Origin of the sequence: Nonomuraea zeae, assembly GCF_005889725.1 — a bacterium.
Classification (GTDB): Bacteria; Actinomycetota; Actinomycetes; order Streptosporangiales; family Streptosporangiaceae; genus Nonomuraea; species Nonomuraea zeae.
The window spans coordinates 1-14,160 of sequence record NZ_VCKX01000305.1 but is presented as its reverse complement, the minus strand read 5'-3'; the positions used below and the strand labels follow the sequence as shown (position 1 = coordinate 14,160).

Annotated in this window: 12 protein-coding genes and 1 pseudogene; 7 read left to right on the top strand and 6 right to left on the bottom strand. The window is 72.9% G+C overall.

Annotated features, from left to right (window positions below; genetic code table 11):
* Positions 1 to 23: 23 nt before the first annotated feature.
* Positions 24 to 443 (top strand): annotated as a pseudogene (locus tag ETD85_RS51470) (pyridoxal-phosphate dependent enzyme); the annotation flags it as partial.
* Positions 440 to 1,255 carry a tryptophan synthase subunit alpha gene (gene trpA, locus ETD85_RS51465; RefSeq protein WP_138697170.1) on the top strand — a complete coding sequence of 272 codons (816 nt, stop codon included), beginning with the start codon at positions 440 to 442 and terminating at the stop codon, positions 1,253 to 1,255. The pseudogene ETD85_RS51470 and the gene trpA, both read left to right, overlap by 4 nt.
* Before the next feature lie 122 nt (positions 1,256 to 1,377).
* Here trpA and ETD85_RS51460 read toward each other — a convergent pair whose 3' ends face one another.
* From ETD85_RS51460 to ETD85_RS51450, 3 genes are all read right to left on the bottom strand, one after another.
* A complete protein-coding gene (locus ETD85_RS51460; RefSeq protein ID WP_138697169.1) occupies positions 1,378 to 2,238 on the bottom strand; it encodes a GntR family transcriptional regulator in 861 nt (286 codons plus the stop codon).
* Positions 2,239 to 2,302: 64 nt separating this feature from the next.
* Positions 2,303 to 2,830, bottom strand: coding sequence for an NUDIX domain-containing protein (locus ETD85_RS51455; protein ID WP_276617406.1), 528 nt, complete (start codon positions 2,828 to 2,830; stop codon positions 2,303 to 2,305).
* A gap of 51 nt (positions 2,831 to 2,881) precedes the next feature.
* Positions 2,882 to 3,286: a nuclear transport factor 2 family protein gene (locus tag ETD85_RS51450; protein WP_206059410.1), complete on the bottom strand. Its 405-nt coding sequence runs from the start codon at positions 3,284 to 3,286 to the stop codon at positions 2,882 to 2,884.
* 73 nt (positions 3,287 to 3,359) lie between these two features.
* On the opposite strand from ETD85_RS51450, the gene ETD85_RS51445 reads away from it, so the two are divergent.
* Positions 3,360 to 3,977, top strand: coding sequence for a TetR/AcrR family transcriptional regulator (locus tag ETD85_RS51445; RefSeq protein WP_138697167.1), 618 nt, complete (start codon positions 3,360 to 3,362; stop codon positions 3,975 to 3,977).
* A 27-nt stretch (positions 3,978 to 4,004) separates the two neighbouring features.
* Here the strand turns inward: ETD85_RS51445 and ETD85_RS51440 are convergent, their stop codons facing one another.
* The 3 genes from ETD85_RS51440 to ETD85_RS51430 all read right to left on the bottom strand — a co-directional run bounded on the left by ETD85_RS51440 (position 4,005) and on the right by ETD85_RS51430 (position 7,980).
* A complete protein-coding gene (locus tag ETD85_RS51440) occupies positions 4,005 to 4,550 on the bottom strand; it encodes an NUDIX hydrolase (protein ID WP_138697166.1) in 546 nt (181 codons plus the stop codon).
* Between the two features lie 167 nt (positions 4,551 to 4,717).
* Entirely contained in the window at positions 4,718 to 5,731 is a 1,014-nt protein-coding gene (locus tag ETD85_RS51435) for a LacI family DNA-binding transcriptional regulator (RefSeq protein ID WP_138697165.1), read from the bottom strand.
* A gap of 434 nt (positions 5,732 to 6,165) precedes the next feature.
* Complete coding sequence (locus tag ETD85_RS51430; protein WP_170247310.1) at positions 6,166 to 7,980, bottom strand: ABC transporter substrate-binding protein; 1,815 nt, start codon at positions 7,978 to 7,980, stop codon at positions 6,166 to 6,168.
* A 76-nt stretch (positions 7,981 to 8,056) separates the two neighbouring features.
* Here ETD85_RS51430 and ETD85_RS51425 point away from each other — a divergent pair, with 76 nt between their 5' ends.
* From ETD85_RS51425 to ETD85_RS51410, 4 genes are all read left to right on the top strand, one after another.
* Positions 8,057 to 10,117, top strand: a complete 2,061-nt coding sequence (locus ETD85_RS51425; protein ID WP_138697163.1) for a hydantoinase/oxoprolinase family protein — start codon at positions 8,057 to 8,059, stop codon at positions 10,115 to 10,117.
* 1 nt (position 10,118) lies between these two features.
* Positions 10,119 to 11,768 (top strand): hydantoinase B/oxoprolinase family protein, encoded by a 1,650-nt coding sequence (locus ETD85_RS51420; RefSeq protein ID WP_138697162.1) that lies wholly within the window; start codon positions 10,119 to 10,121, stop codon positions 11,766 to 11,768.
* Positions 11,765 to 13,060, top strand: coding sequence for an MFS transporter (locus ETD85_RS51415; RefSeq protein WP_138697161.1), 1,296 nt, complete (start codon positions 11,765 to 11,767; stop codon positions 13,058 to 13,060). Before ETD85_RS51420 ends, ETD85_RS51415 begins: the two co-directional genes overlap by 4 nt.
* A partial coding sequence (locus tag ETD85_RS51410; protein WP_138697160.1) for an NAD(P)/FAD-dependent oxidoreductase occupies positions 13,057 to 14,160 on the top strand: 1,104 nt, incomplete at its 3' end. The genes ETD85_RS51415 and ETD85_RS51410, both read left to right, overlap by 4 nt.

The following is a 14,160-nucleotide window of genomic DNA, read 5'->3' as shown; positions in this document are numbered from 1 at the left end:
ATCGGAGATGTGTATAAGAGGCCGGGGTGGGGACGGGCCGGCACGCCTCCTCCATCTCGGGCGGCTCGCCCGGCATCCTGCACGGGAACCGTACGTTCGTGCTGCAGGACGAGCACGGCCAGACGCTGGAGAGCCACTCGATCTCCGCCGGGCTGGACTACCCGGGGGTGGGGCCGCAGCATGCCTGGCTGCACGACCTCGGCAGGGCCCGCTACGAGCCGGTCGACGACGCGGAGGCGATGGAGGCGTTCCGGCTGCTGAGCCGCACCGAGGGGATCATCCCGGCAATCGAGAGCGCGCACGCGCTGGCGGGGGCCATCAGGGAGGGCCGGCGGCTGGGGCCGGACGGGATCGTGCTGGTCAACCTGTCCGGGCGCGGCGACAAGGACGTGGACACGGCCGCCCGCTACTTCGGGCTGCTGGATGAGGAGGGTGGCGCATGAGCGTGCGAACGGTGGTCGAGCAGGCCCGGCGGGAGGGGCGCGCGGCGCTCCTCGGCTACCTGCCGGTCGGCTTCCCCGACGTGGACACGTCGGTGGCGGCGATGAAGGCGATGGTCGCGGGCGGGGTCGACGTGGTGGAGGTGGGGTTGCCGTACTCCGATCCGCTCATGGACGGGCCGCTCATCCAGCGGGCCACGGAGGCGGCGCTCGCGTTCGGGGTCACCCCGGCCGACGCGTTCACCGCCGTGCGCGCGCTGGCCGCGGACCGGGTGCCCGCGCTCGTCATGACGTACTGGACGGTCGTCGACCGGTACGGCGTGGACTCCTTCGCGGCCGACCTGGCGGCGGCGGGCGGGGCCGGGCTGATCACGCCCGACCTCATCCCCGACGAGGCCGCCGGCTGGCACGCGGCGGCCGACCGGCACGGGCTCGACCGGGTCCACCTGGTCGCGCCCACCTCGACCCCCGAGCGCCTGGCCCGCGCGGCGCGGTCGTCGCGCGGCTTCCTGTACGCGGCCTCGGTGATGGGGGTGACGGGGGAGCGGGAGCTGGTGAGCGGGGGCGCCAAGGGCCTGGTCGCCCGCGTGCGGGAGGTCACCGACCTGCCCGTGTGCGTGGGGCTGGGGGTCGGGAACGGGGCCCAGGCCGCGGAGGTCGCCGAGTTCGCCGACGGGGTGATCGTGGGCTCGGCCTTCGTCCGCGCCCTGATGGACGCACCGAACGCGGCCTCCGGGGTGGCGGCCGTGGAGGCGGTGGCCCGGGAGCTCGCGGCCGGTGTGCGGCGGCAGCCGGCGATCCTCGGGCGACCTTGAGCGGTCGCTCGGGCGGCTTTGAGCGGTCGCTCGGGCTTCGAGGGTTCGGATGTTCGGGGCGTTCGGATGTTCGGGGCGTTCGGATGTTCGGGTGTTCGGGTGTTCGGGTGTTCGGTTGGGCTTCAGGCGTCCAGGCGGAGGGTGACGGCCGGCTGCGGCGCCTGGCGTCTGGTGGTGAAGACGATCTGGGACGCGCACATCAGCGCCCGGTCCACCAGCACCGGCCGGTCGTCGGCGTCGAAGGTCACCCGCGTGCTCAGCAACGCGGCGCTCCCGGCCGGCTGGCTCAGCAGACCCGCCTGCTCCTCCGACAGCACCACCGGCTTGACGGCCTCCGTCGCCCACGCCAGCGAGATGCCGCATCGCTCTTCGATGAGCGTGTAGAGCGGCGTGCGTTCGAGCTCCCCGCCTTCCAGGGATTCGAGGAACGGCGTGGCCCGCCTGGACCCCGGCGCGCCTGGTGACTTCGCCGGCTTCGCCGGTTTCGGGGTCAGGGAGCGCGGCACGTAGGAGAGCTGGTGGATCACGGGGGAGCCGTTCACGATCCGCAGCCGTTCGACGACCGTGACGTCCGCGCGCGCGGCGAGCCCGAGCTCCGCCCGCACCGGCCCCGGTGGCTGCGCGCGCCGCACTCCGAGCAGCACCGTCTCCAGCTCGATCCCCTGCTCGGCGAGGTCGTCGGCGAGGCTGCCCAGGCTGTTCATCTGGTAGGGGATCACGGCCCCCGCGACGAAGGTGCCGAGACCGTGGCGCTGCTCGATGCGCCCTTCGGCGCTGAGCCGTTGCAGGGCCTGCCGGACCGTCATGAGGCTGACGCCGTAGTAGGCGCCTAGCTCCCGCTGGGAGGGCAACGGCCGGCCGGGCGCGAACTCGCCGCTGTCGATCTGCGCGAGCAGGTCACGGTAGATCGCCTGGTATTTCGGCTCGCCCCCCTGCGACCCCACGAGGTGCGGCCGCGGCTTCCCCTGGGGGAACGTCGGCATGTGCGTCTCCCTGCTGGCGGGCTGGTGGGCGAGCTGGTCGGCGAGCCGGTGACGAGCTCAGCCGTCAAAGCCTATCGTCGCCCGCCCGGGACAGCTGCGCCGCGTACGTGCGGATGCTCGGCCGGTCCTGCGGGAAGGCGCCCTCCCAGTCGTGGCCGAGCGGGACCCACGCGACGGGCTGGTCGCTCTCCCCGCACAGGCGAAGCGAGCCGTCCACCACCGCTCCGTACGACAGGCTGAGCGTGACCGGCAGATCGTGGTGGTAGGAACGCACGGTCACCGCCGCCGGGACGTCGAGCAGGTCGGCGACGAGGCCGGTCTCCTCCTGGAGCTCGCGACGAGCCGCCTCACGCGGGGTCTCACCCGGCTCCACCCGGCCACCCGGCGGTACCCAGCCTCGCCACGGGTGCTGCACCAGCAGAACGTGCCGGAAGGTCGCGTCGAATGCCCAGACCTCGGCCCCCAGCGGCTCCATTGGGCCCTTCACCGCCGTCTCCAGCCAGGCCCTCGCGTCGTCGAACTCCGTCTGTGCTCTGCGCGCATCGGCCAGGGCCGCCCGCAGCGTGCGCTGGTCGAGATCGGGGCGAATCACGCGCCCAGCGTACCGGCGGGTCCGAGCCGGCCGTGGTGGTCGCGGTGGTCATCAGAACATCCCGTTCGGATTCTGGCTCTGCTCGGGGATGTCCTGCATGACGTCCCAGTGCTCGACCAGCTTGCCATCCTCCAGCCGGAACACGTCCATGATGGCCACGCCGCGCTGTCCGGGTACGCGGACCGCGTGGACGTGCGCGCTCACATAGTCGCCCTCCGCGACCATCCGCTTGACCTGCACGCGCAAGTCCGGGAACGCGCTCGCGAGCTGGCGCAGGCGGGCCTGCAGCCCCGCCACTCCGTCACCGATCTGCGGGTTGTGCTGGATGTAGGGATCCCCGACGAGCGCGGTCACGGCATCGGCGTCCTTGCGGTTGAAGGCGGTCTCGTAGAACTCCATGACGGCCTTCTTGTTCGCGTCGAGCTGCGGTTGGGCGGGGTTCAGGGCAGCGCTCATGGCTGATCTCCTCATATGAACAGATGTAGCGCTACGACTGTAGTGTTATATCCGCCTTCGTACAATGCCCTGTATGGATCACGCAGCCGAGGCCGCACCCCGCACTCGCGGCCGTAACCCGCGCGGACAGGGCGAGCGGCTGCGCGAGGAGATCGTCGCGGCCACGCTGAAGCTGCTGGAGCAGCTCGGCGATGACCAGGCGCTGTCGATGCGCGCGGTCGCGCGGGCCGTCGGCACCGCCGCCACCTCCGTCTACCTGCACTTCTCCGACCGGGACGCCCTGGTGCTGGCCGCTCTTGAGCGCTGCCACCAGGAGCTGACGCGCGCGATCGACGACGCTGAGGCCGGTGCGGACGATCCGGTGGCCAAGCTCCGCGCGCGCATCCTCGTGCTGGGGAGCTGGGCGTACGAGCACCCCGGGCTGTACAAGGTGCTGCACGAGAGCACTCTCAACCAGAGAGCTGACATGTCGTTCAAACGGGAGCTCGGGGACCGGACCGCCGAGGCCGTGCGGAGGTGCATGCGGGACGGGCTCATCGCCGTGGACGACGCCGCCCTGGTCGCGTTCGACCTGCGCGCGGCCGTGCATGGAGCCGTGTCGATGCGACTCAACCAGCCGGACCACCCCTGGCCGCCGCTGGGGGAGCAGGTTGAGCGATTCCTCGTCAAGCTGGTGGGGATCCCGGCCTGACCGCGTACGGGAGAGGCGCTTCCGGGCTCAGCTCGCCGCGATCCGGGCGGCCAGCCGAGGCGCGGGCAGATCGGCCGAGGCGCACCAGGTGAACGCCGTGGCCTCCCCGAGCTGGAGCGTGACCGTCGTGTCCCTGAGCCGGAAGGCGAACCGGAAGTCGGCATGCCAGTGCTCGGGCTCACCGTTGTCCGGGTTGGCCGGGATCTGATGGAGCTCGATGTCCACCGGCGTGATGCCGGGCGGGGGCGGGGAGACGATGTGCCGCCAGGCGATGCCCGTCTCCTCCTCCAGCTCGCGCAGAGCGGTGGCGTAGAGGCTCTCGTCCTCGGGCTCGATGTGCCCGCCGGGCAGCAGCCAGCGATTGAGCACCCGGTGCCGGATCAGCAGGATCCGTCCGGCGTCGTCGATGGTGGCGGCGCTGCACGTGACGTGGAGGGGATAGGTCTTGCGGGAGGCGATGTCGAGGCCGGGACCGAGAGAGTGCGTCAGCCTGGCGACGCCGGGGGCCCGGTCGGGGTGGGCGTCGAGGTAGTCCGCCAGGACGGCGCGAATTTGCTCGTGAGTGACCGTCATGACACCCCATGGAAGTAGGTCCGAAGGGGTGGCCGCAATCGACTGCCGGACTTAGAGGGGAAACTCCTACATGCCAGAATCCTGCACGTTTCCAGGGGATTTACCGCTACAAGAGTCGTGCCTTTGATGCCCGATTTTGCGGGGCTTTGGCGGTCGAGCCCGGGCGTTCAGGCGGCCCGGCTCGATTCGCGTACGACCAGCTCGGTCGCGAGCTCGATGTGGCGGAACTCGATCTCCTCGCCGGCGGCCCGGCGCAGTGCCGTGCGCAGGGCGATCACGCCCATCTCGCGCAGCGGCTGGCGTACGGTGGTCAGCCGCGGCGAGGTCATGGCGGCGAGCTCGGTGTCGTCGAAGCCGACGATGCTCAGGTCGTCGGGCACCCGCAGCCCGCGCGCCGCGGCCGCGTGCATGGCGCCCAGGGCGATCTCCTCCGAGGCCGCGAAGATGGCCGTCGGCGCGGGCCGCAGGTCGAGCAGGGCTTCGGCCGCCTTCAACCCGTCCTCGTAGCAGTAGCCGGTCATGCGGACGTGCTCCTCGACCACGGGCACGCCCGCGGCCCGCATGGCGGCACGGTATCCGTGCATGCGCGCCTGGCTGAAGCTCGCCGACGCGGGGCCGCCGAGATAGGCGATGCGGCGATGCCCCAGGGCCAGCAGGTGCTGGGTGGCGGACAGGCCGCCGGCGAAGTTGGTCGGGCCGACGGTGGTCACGAGATCTCCCGGCTGGTCCAGCGGGTCGACGACCACCACGGGCAGGTGGGCCCGCGACAGCGTGGCGAGCTGCGCCGGGCTCGGCTCGCCGCACACGGTGATCAGCGCCCGCCGCCCGGCGGCGACCAGCCCGCGGGCCCAGGCCGTGCCGCCGCCGGTCATGCCGTCGCCGTCGGCGACGATGACCGCCACGCCCGCCTCGGCCCCGGCTTTGATCACCCCTTTGAGTATCTCGGTGACGTAGGCGCACAGACCGCCGTTCACCTGCACCTCGACCGCGGGCAGCGGCTCGGCCTGCCGGCGGGAGGGCGGAGGGACGTAGCCGTGCTCCACGAGGAAGGACTGCACCAGCGCCCGGGTGGCCGGGGCGACGTCGCTGCGGTCGTTGAGGACCTTGGACACGGTGGCCACGGACACGCCGGCCGCGGCGGCGACGGTGGCCAGGGTGACGCGCCCGGAACGGGTAGACATCGGTTCCTCCCCATATTCGTCATCCACCTTAAATGCCGGGCGGTCTGCCACCTGCGTCTATTTCCGCATCATTCTGCTGTGAGGGTGATTTGCCGATCGGCCTCATGTGTGCCGGTGGAGCTCTGTCGTCCGGTTGGACGGTTTCCGAGCGGATTGTCCTCCGGTTGGATCGTGGTCCTGGCCCCGCTAACCCACCCGCCACACCTGGCCGGCCCGCCGGCCGCCGCGCTGCTCGGATCTCGGCAGACGCGGCTTCTGCCGGGCCACTCCGCAAGCGTTGAATCTCCCCGCCCCATGCCCATGCCAACGACCCGGAAAGGCGACGGCCACCTGATCCGCCGGCCAGGCCCCAGGCCCTGGGGCGAAGTCCTTTCGGGGTGGGGTCCGGAGGCCCACCCGGTAAGCGGGTGACGGGTGGGTGCGCCGGGGCCCGCCTACTGCTGCGCGTTCATCCAGGGTGGCTGCCGGAACGTCCCCTCCGCGTACGGTGTGGGCCCGATGACCCGGTGCCGTCCGCCCTGGATCTGGAAGACGAGATGCGCCTGGCCCAGCGAAGGATCCGGGATCTCGTCAGGGAAGGCGACGCTGGTCTGCCCGCCCCGGTCCAGGTCGTAGGCGCCGTTGACCCCCCGGTAGACGATGGTGCGCAGGTCGCGGGCCACGAGGCCGAAGTCGTGCGGACGTCCGTGCGCCGACCAGGCCAGGGCCAGGAGGTTGATCTGGTCGTAGGCCGCGCTCGCCACCGACCTGCCCGGCGCCGCCCCGTACCGTCGGGCGAAGCGCTCGGCGAACGCGCGCCCGCGGCTGTCCCCGTACCGGCCGGTGACGGTCGCCCAGACCACGCCCTCCGCCGCCTGCCCGGCCAGCTCCAGGAATTGCGGCACCGCGGGCGTGTACACCATGTAGACCAGCGTCGGCGAGGGCTCCTGGGCGAAGGCCCGCTGGAAGGCGGCGGCCTGCTCGGGCACGTGGTGGGTGACCATCACCGCCCCGGGCGCATGCTCGCGGATCGCCCGCAGCGCCCGGCTCCAGTCGTCGTGCGGCGGCTCCAGCCGTACCAGGAAGTCGATGCCCAGCCCCGCGCGCCCGACCAGCCGCGCGGTCTCCTCGCTGAACGTCTGCGTGTCCGGCATCGTCGTCTCCACGAACCCGACACTGGGCCTGCGCAGCCGCACCCCTTCCAGGAAGCGCGCGAAGCCTCTGCCGTAGTTGCCGCGCGTGGGCCCGGTCTGGAAGATCCGCCCGAATCTGCCGGGCTCGTCCCGCACCCACTCGGCCTGCAGATCGCTGGTGCCGATGTTGAGGTAGGGCGCGCCGTAGTCGGCCGCGAGCTCGTACGAGGCCCGCTCGTCGGTCAGCAGGTACCCGCCCACGATGGCCGGCACCTGCCTGGCCGCCAGCTCCGCCAGCCCGGCGGTGACCGAGTCCGCGTCCAGCGAGTCCACCGCGCTCACATGCGTGCGCACCGGCCGGCCCGCGACGCCGCCCCGCGCGTTCAGCTCCTCGACGGCCAGCTCCGCCCCGCGCCGCATCTGCTCGCCGTCCTCGCTCGACGCGCCGACGAGCGGCAGCAGCAACCCGATCTCGTACGGCGTCGCCGGCCTGCGCGGCGCGACCCCGGCGGTGGCGAACCGGGGTAGCGGCCCCGGCTCCCGCATCAGCCGGTCCACCGCGCCCACCGCCAGCGCGGTCAGCTCGGGACACCCGCCGGGGACCGGCAGCCTGAGCAGCCCGTGGTCCACGGCGAAGGCCGCCACGCCGCTGCGCGTGGCCTGGCCCAGCTTGGCCAGCACGCTCTCCACCTGCTTGGACACCGTGCGCGGGCTGGTGCCGAGATACCCGGCGACGGCGGTGTTCGTGAGCCCGCCCGCCAGCAGCGTCAGCACGTCCAGCTCGCGCGGGGTCAGCTCGTAGGGCGGCGCGACCTCGGCGGCCGAGACCATCACGTCGCCCGTCTCCCGCGCCACGGTCATCGAGACGTGCACCCACAGGGCATCCCGATCAGGGGACCGCTCAGCGGAGCGTTCAGAGGGCCGCTCCGCCTCCGGTTCCGCGGATCGCTCGACGGCCATGAACGTGACCGCGTCCCGCCCCGACCGCAGCAACGCCGTCGCCGCCCGCGCCAGCAACGGCCGGCCGCGCAGGTCGGCCCCGACGCCGTCGAGCCGCTCGACCGTGCCGTCGGCGGAGACGCGCGCCATGCCCGGAAGGGGGCCGGACGCCTCCTCATACCTCGGCCGGTGCAGCATCTCCATAGGGTAAACGACGTATTGCCGCAGATGGTGGCCTATGTGACCGTTTCTCCATCCAACAGAGAGGAACGCGATGAGACTCGGCGTGGAGTGTGGTGGCACCTTCACCGACCTGGTGTTGCTGGACGGCGCCGGGCGGCTCGCGGCCACGGGGAAGGTGTTCTCCACCCCGTCCGATCCCTCGCTCGCGGTGCTGGAGGCGATCGGCCGCCTCGAGTCCGTCGATCTGCGGGGCGCGCCGCTGCTGCACGGGTCCACCGTGGCGACCAACGCCGTGCTCGAACGCAAGGGCCCGCGGCTGGGCCTCATCGTCACCCGCGGCTTCCGCGACGTGCTCGAACTGCAGCGGCACGACAGGGACGTGATGTACGACCTGCACTACCGCAAGCCGCGCCCCCTGGTGCGCCGCGAGCTGGTGCGCGAGGTGCCGGAACGGCTCGACGCCACCGGCAAGCCGCTGGTCGCGCTCGACGAGCGGGCCGTACGGGACGCGGTGGCCGAGCTGGCCGGGCTCGGCGTCACCTCGATCGCCGTGTGCTTCCTGCACAGCTACCGCAACCCGGCCCACGAGCAGCGGGTACGCGAGATCGTCTCCGAGGTCGCGCCGGGTCTCGACGTGTCGCTGTCGAGCGAGGTCGTGGCCGAGTTCCGCGAGTACGAGCGGGCCAGCAGCACCACCGTGGACGCCTTCGTCAAGCCGACCGTGGACGGCTATCTCAGCCGCCTGGAACGTTCCCTGGCCGAGCGCGGCATGGGGGAGCTGTCGATGATGCAGTCCAACGGCGGCGTCGTGCCCGCCGCGTACGTGCGGCAGCGCCCGATCCACGTCCTGCTGTCCGGGCCGGCCGCAGGGGTGGCGGGCGCCGTCGCGGTGGCCTCGGCGGCCGGGATCGACGACATCGTCACCATGGACATGGGCGGCACCAGCACGGACGTCTGCCTGGTGACCGGCGGCCGGCCGCAGATCACCACCGAGTCGATGATCGACCGGATCCCGGTCAAGCTGTCGATGGTCGACATCGCCACCGTGGGCGCGGGCGGCGGCAGCATCGTGGGGCTGGACCCCGGCGGGATGCTCCAGGTGGGGCCGCGCAGCGCGGGCGCGGATCCGGGGCCCGCCTGCTACGGCAGGGGCGGCACCGAGCCGACCGTGACCGACGCGAACGTCACCCGCGGCCTGATCCGCCCCGGGCACTTCCTCGGCGGCCGGCACGCCCTGGACCGATCGGCGGCGACCACCGCCCTCGGCAACCTGGCCGCCGACCTGGAGCGCACGTCCAGGCCCCGGACGGCGGCCGAGCCCGCGCCGCCGGCCGCCGACCTTGAGCGCAGCCCCGCGCAGCTCGCCGAGGACGTCTTCCGCATCGCGAATGTCGCCATGGCCGGCGCCATCCGCCTCGTCTCCACCGAACGCGGCCACGACCCGCGCGACCACACCCTCGTCGCCTACGGCGGCGCGGGACCGCTGCACGCCGCCGCGGTCGCCGACGAGCTCGGGATCACCGCCGTGCTGGTCCCCCCGCACGCCGGCCTCATGTCCGCCTACGGCCTGCTCAGCTCCGACTTCCAGCGCCGCTTCGCGGTGACCAGGGTGGACGAGCTGGCCGGGCTGGCGCCGGGCGAGCTGGGCGAGGTGTTCGGCGAGCTGCTGGCCGACGCCACGGCCGAGCTGGCCGCCCAGGGCGTCGGCCCGGCCGGGGTGGTCGTCGAGCACGAGCTGGACCTGCGTTACCGGGGCCAGGGCTTCGAGCTGACCGTGCCGGTGCCGCCGGGCGTGGACCCGGAGACGGCCGCGCGGCTGTTCCACGAGGCCCACGCGCTCAGGTACGGCCACAGCACGCCGGCCAAGGCCGTGCAGGTGGTGACGTACCGGCTGACGCTGCGGGTGCCGCGCGGGGAGACGGCGCTGCCCGCCGTGCAGGTGGAAGGGGACGTGCGGCGCGAGGACCTGCCGGTCGTGATCGGCGGCGAGGAGCGGACGTGCGCCTTCCTGTGGCGGGCGTCGCTGCCGCCCGGCTACGCGGTCACCGGTCCCGCCGTGGTCGAGGAGGACACCGCCACCACGTACGTGCCCCCCGGCTGGACCGCCGCCGTGGACGCCGCCACCAACCTCCTGCTGACCCGAGGAGCCTGACATGCCCGTCGATCCCGTCACCCTGAACATCGTCGGCACCGCCCTGGCGGCCATCCCCCGCGAGATGGCGGCGAACCTGCGCCGGGCCGCGTTCTCCTCGGTCGTCCGCGAGGCCCGCGACTACGCGGTGGCCCTCGTGGACCCGCGCGGCAACGTGGTCAGCCAGGCCGAGGCCATCCCCATCATGACCGCCGGCATCTCGCACGCGATCGCCGCCGTGCTGGCGGAGACCGACCCCGCCACGCTCACCGCCGACGACGCGATCCTCTACAACGACCCCTTCCGCGGCGGCCAGCATCTGCAGGACATCTACCTGTTCACGCCGATCTTCCACGAGGGCGCGCTGGCCGGGTTCGCGGCGAGCGTGGCGCACCACGTGGACATCGGCGGCGGCGAGCCGGGGCTGACCATCAACGCCAAGGAGGTCTTCCAGGAAGGGCTGCGCCTGCCGGGCCGGCCGTTCTCGGTCTCGCGCGACTGGCACGGCGGCTTCGTCGAGCAGCTCTTCCGGCTCAACGTACGGGTCCCCGACCTGGTGGTCGGCGACCTCAACGCGCAGTTCGCGGCCAACAACGTGGCCGCGGAACGGCTGCGCGAGCTGGTCGCCAGGCACGGCCCCGAGCTGACCGCCGCCGTGATGGACGAGCTGCAGGACTACGCGGAACGGCGGCTGCGCGACTCCATCGCCGAGATCCCCGACGGCGACTACGCGGCGGAGGAGATCATCGACGCCTCCACCTGGGGCGGCGACCGGCACCACGTCCGGGTCGCGGTCCGGGTGCGCGGCTCCGACCTGGAGGTGGACTTCACCGGCACCGACCCCCAGGTCCCGGCCAACCTCAACTGCCCGTTCGCCTCCACGGTCTCCTCCGTGCAGAGCGCGATCAGGGGCCTGCTGCGCGACAAGGACATCCCCTTCAACGAGGGCTGCAACCGCCCGATCACGGTCACCGCGCCGTACGGGTCCATCCTCAACCCCGTGGCCCCGGCCGCCGTGCGCGCCCGGCTCACCCCGGCCAGCCGCGCGTTCGACGCCGTCATCAGGGCGCTCGCCGAGGCGCTGCCCGAGCGGGTCGTCGCCACCGGCTACGACACCACGAGCGCGGCGGCGCTCAGCTACCTCGACCCCGACAGCCACGAGTACGAGGTCGTGCTGGAGGTGCTCGGCGGCGGCTGGGGCGCGGGAGCGGCCGGCGACGGGGCCGACGCGCTCGACAACCCCATCTCCAACTGCGCCAGCGCGCCCGTCGAAGCGCTGGAGATCGACTACTCCCATTTCAGGGTGACCGAGTTCGCGCTGCGGCCCGGCTCCGGCGGTGACGGGCGCAACCGCGGCGGCCTCGGCTTCGTGCGTACGTACGAGGCCACCAGGGACGGCGTGACCTTCTCCGCCTACTCCGACCGGCACCGCTACGGCGCCCGCGGCCTGTTCGGCGGCGAGGCGGGCGCGACCGGCGGGCTCGAGGTCACCAGGTCCGACGGAACCGTACAGCGGCTGTCCCACATCGACGCGGTGACGCTCGCCGCGGGCGAGCGGGTCAGCCTGCGCACCGGCGGCGGCGGGGGTTACGGCCCGCCCGCCGAACGCCCGCCCGCCCACCGCCAGGCCGACGCGCGCGACGGCCTGACAGCGAAGGAGACCCCCCAATGACCACCACACCACCGCAGATGCGCAGGGTGGCGCTCGCTTCGGCGCTCGGCACCAGCATCGAGTGGTACGACTTCTTCATCTACACGACCGCGTCCGCGCTCGTCTTCAACAAGCTGTTCTTCCCCACGCTGTCCCCGGTCGCGGGCGTGCTGTCCGCGTTCGCCACCTACGCCGTCGGCTACGTCGCCAGGCCGCTCGGCGCGGTCGTGTTCGGCCACTTCGGCGACCGGATCGGGCGCAAGAGGTCGCTGGTCTGGACGCTGCTCATGATGGGCATCGCGACCTTCCTGGTGGGCTGCGTGCCCACGCACGCGAGCGTCGGCACGCTCGCCCCGCTGCTGCTGGTCGTGCTGCGCTTCGTTCAGGGCATGGCGGTCGGCGGCGAGTGGGGCGGCGCGGCGCTGATCTCCGTCGAGCACGCGCCCAAGGGGCGGCGCACGTTCTTCGGCGCGTTCGCCCAGATCGGCTCGCCGGTCGGGCTGTTGCTCGCGACCACCATGTTCGCGGTGCTGAACGGCCTGCTGAGCGCCGAGCAGTTCGAGTCGTGGGGCTGGCGGCTGCCGTTCCTGGTGTCGATCGTGCTGGTGGCGGTCGGGTTCGTGGTGCGGATGAGGATCGAGGAGACCCCCGACTTCGAGCAGTCCGCCGCCCGCTCCGACGTCCTGCCGATCGTGGAGTGCCTGCGGACGTCCTGGCGGCAGATCGTGGTCGGGCTCGGCATCTTCGCCGGCGGCTTCGCGGCCTACTACGTGCTCACCACGTTCATGCTCGCCTACACCACGACGCAGCTCGGGTTGCCCAAGTCGGTCGCGCTGGCCGGGCAGATCGTGGCCGCGGCGGTGGAGGCGGCGCTGATGTTCGTGTTCGCCTCGATGGGCGACAAGTACGGCAGGGGCAAGGTCATCGGCTGGGGCGCGGTCGCCGGGCTGCTGTGGGCGGTGCCGCCGTTCTGGCTGTTCGGCACCGGCAGCGCCTTCTGGCTGTGCGTGGGGGTCGGCGTCGGGCTCATCGGCGTGACCGCCACCTACTCCGTGGGGGCGGCGTACGTGGCCGAGCTCTTCGCGCCGCGCGTCCGCTACACCGGCATGTCCCTGTCGTACCAGCTCGCCGGGGCGATCGGCGGCGGCCTCGTGCCGCTGTTCTCGACGGCGTCGCTGGAGTGGACCGGCGGCCACTACTGGCCGGTGGCCGTGGTCACCGCGCTGTTCTACGTGTTCACGCTGGTCTGCCTGCGCATCGGCCGGGTGCGCGAGCGCGCCGCGGCGCAGGCGCCCGTGCGGGTGGCGCTGTGACGGCCAACGGCGGGGTCTCCTACTGGTACCGCGAGATCGGCCTGCCCGCCAGGCGCCCGCCGCTCGATCGGTCCGTCGAGGCGGACGTGTGCATCGTGGGCGCCGGCTACACCGGGCTGTGGACGGCGTACTACCTGAAGAAGGCCGACCCCGGGCTCAGGATCGCCGTGCTGGAGCGGACGTTCGCCGGCTTCGGCGCGTCCGGGCGCAACGGCGGCTGGATCACCGCGGCCCTGGCCGGCTCGCGCCGGCGCTTCGCCGCCACGCACGGCCGCCAGGGCGTCATCGACCTCCAGCGGGCGATGAACGCCAGCGTGGACGAGATCATCGCGGTCGCCGCGGCCGAGGGCATCGAGGCCGACATCGTCAAGGACGGCATGCTCCGCGTGGCGCACGCGCCCGCCCAGCTTCCGAGGCTGCGCGCGCAGGTCGCCGCGGCCCGGGAGTGGGCGGACGACGTGCGGCTGCTCGACGCCGGGGAGACGGTCGCGAGGATCGGCGTCGCGGGCGCGCTCGGCGCCTCCTTCACCCCGCACTGCGCCCGGGTCCAGCCGGCCAAGCTGGTGCAGGGGCTGGCCCGCGCCGTCGAAGGGCTCGGGGTGCGCATCTACGAGTCCACGCCGGTGACGGACATCGCGCCGCACACGGCGGTCACGCCGTACGGGACGGTCCGGGCGGAGTACGTGATCAGGGCGACCGAGGGGTTCACGGCGAGCCTGCCGGGGGAGCGGCGCACCTGGCTGCCGATGAACTCCTCGCTGATCGTCACCGAGCCGCTCGGGGACCGCGTGTGGGACCGGATCGGCTGGCGGGGGGCAGAGCTGCTCGGCGACATGTCCCACGCCTACATCTACGCGCAGCGCACGGCGGACGGCCGGATCGCGATCGGGGGGCGCGGGTGGCCGTACCGGTTCGGGTCGGGGACGGACCACGACGGGCGTACGCGGGCCTCGACGGTGCGGCAGCTGCGGGAGGCGCTGGTCCGGCTGTTCCCGGTCACGGCCGGGGCGCGGATCGCGCACGCCTGGTCGGGGGTGCTCGGGGTGCCGCGCGACTGGTGCTCGACGGCGGGGCTGGACCCGCGTACGGGGCTGGGCCCG

What these genes read in the sequence shown, in the direction of transcription:
- ETD85_RS51430 (WP_170247310.1), bottom strand. Translation starts at nt 7,980, where the DNA reads ATGCTGCACCGGCCGAGGTATGAGGAGGCGTCCGGCCCCCTTCCGGGC.
- ETD85_RS51450 (WP_206059410.1), bottom strand. Translation starts at nt 3,286, where the DNA reads ATGAGCGCTGCCCTGAACCCCGCCCAACCGCAGCTCGACGCGAACAAG.
- ETD85_RS51460 (WP_138697169.1), bottom strand. Translation starts at nt 2,238, where the DNA reads ATGCCGACGTTCCCCCAGGGGAAGCCGCGGCCGCACCTCGTGGGGTCG.
- ETD85_RS51415 (WP_138697161.1), top strand. Translation starts at nt 11,765, where the DNA reads ATGACCACCACACCACCGCAGATGCGCAGGGTGGCGCTCGCTTCGGCG.
- ETD85_RS51435 (WP_138697165.1), bottom strand. Translation starts at nt 5,731, where the DNA reads ATGTCTACCCGTTCCGGGCGCGTCACCCTGGCCACCGTCGCCGCCGCG.
- trpA (WP_138697170.1), top strand. Translation starts at nt 440, where the DNA reads ATGAGCGTGCGAACGGTGGTCGAGCAGGCCCGGCGGGAGGGGCGCGCG.
- ETD85_RS51425 (WP_138697163.1), top strand. Translation starts at nt 8,057, where the DNA reads ATGAGACTCGGCGTGGAGTGTGGTGGCACCTTCACCGACCTGGTGTTG.
- ETD85_RS51440 (WP_138697166.1), bottom strand. Translation starts at nt 4,550, where the DNA reads ATGACGGTCACTCACGAGCAAATTCGCGCCGTCCTGGCGGACTACCTC.
- ETD85_RS51420 (WP_138697162.1), top strand. Translation starts at nt 10,119, where the DNA reads ATGCCCGTCGATCCCGTCACCCTGAACATCGTCGGCACCGCCCTGGCG.
- ETD85_RS51445 (WP_138697167.1), top strand. Translation starts at nt 3,360, where the DNA reads ATGGATCACGCAGCCGAGGCCGCACCCCGCACTCGCGGCCGTAACCCG.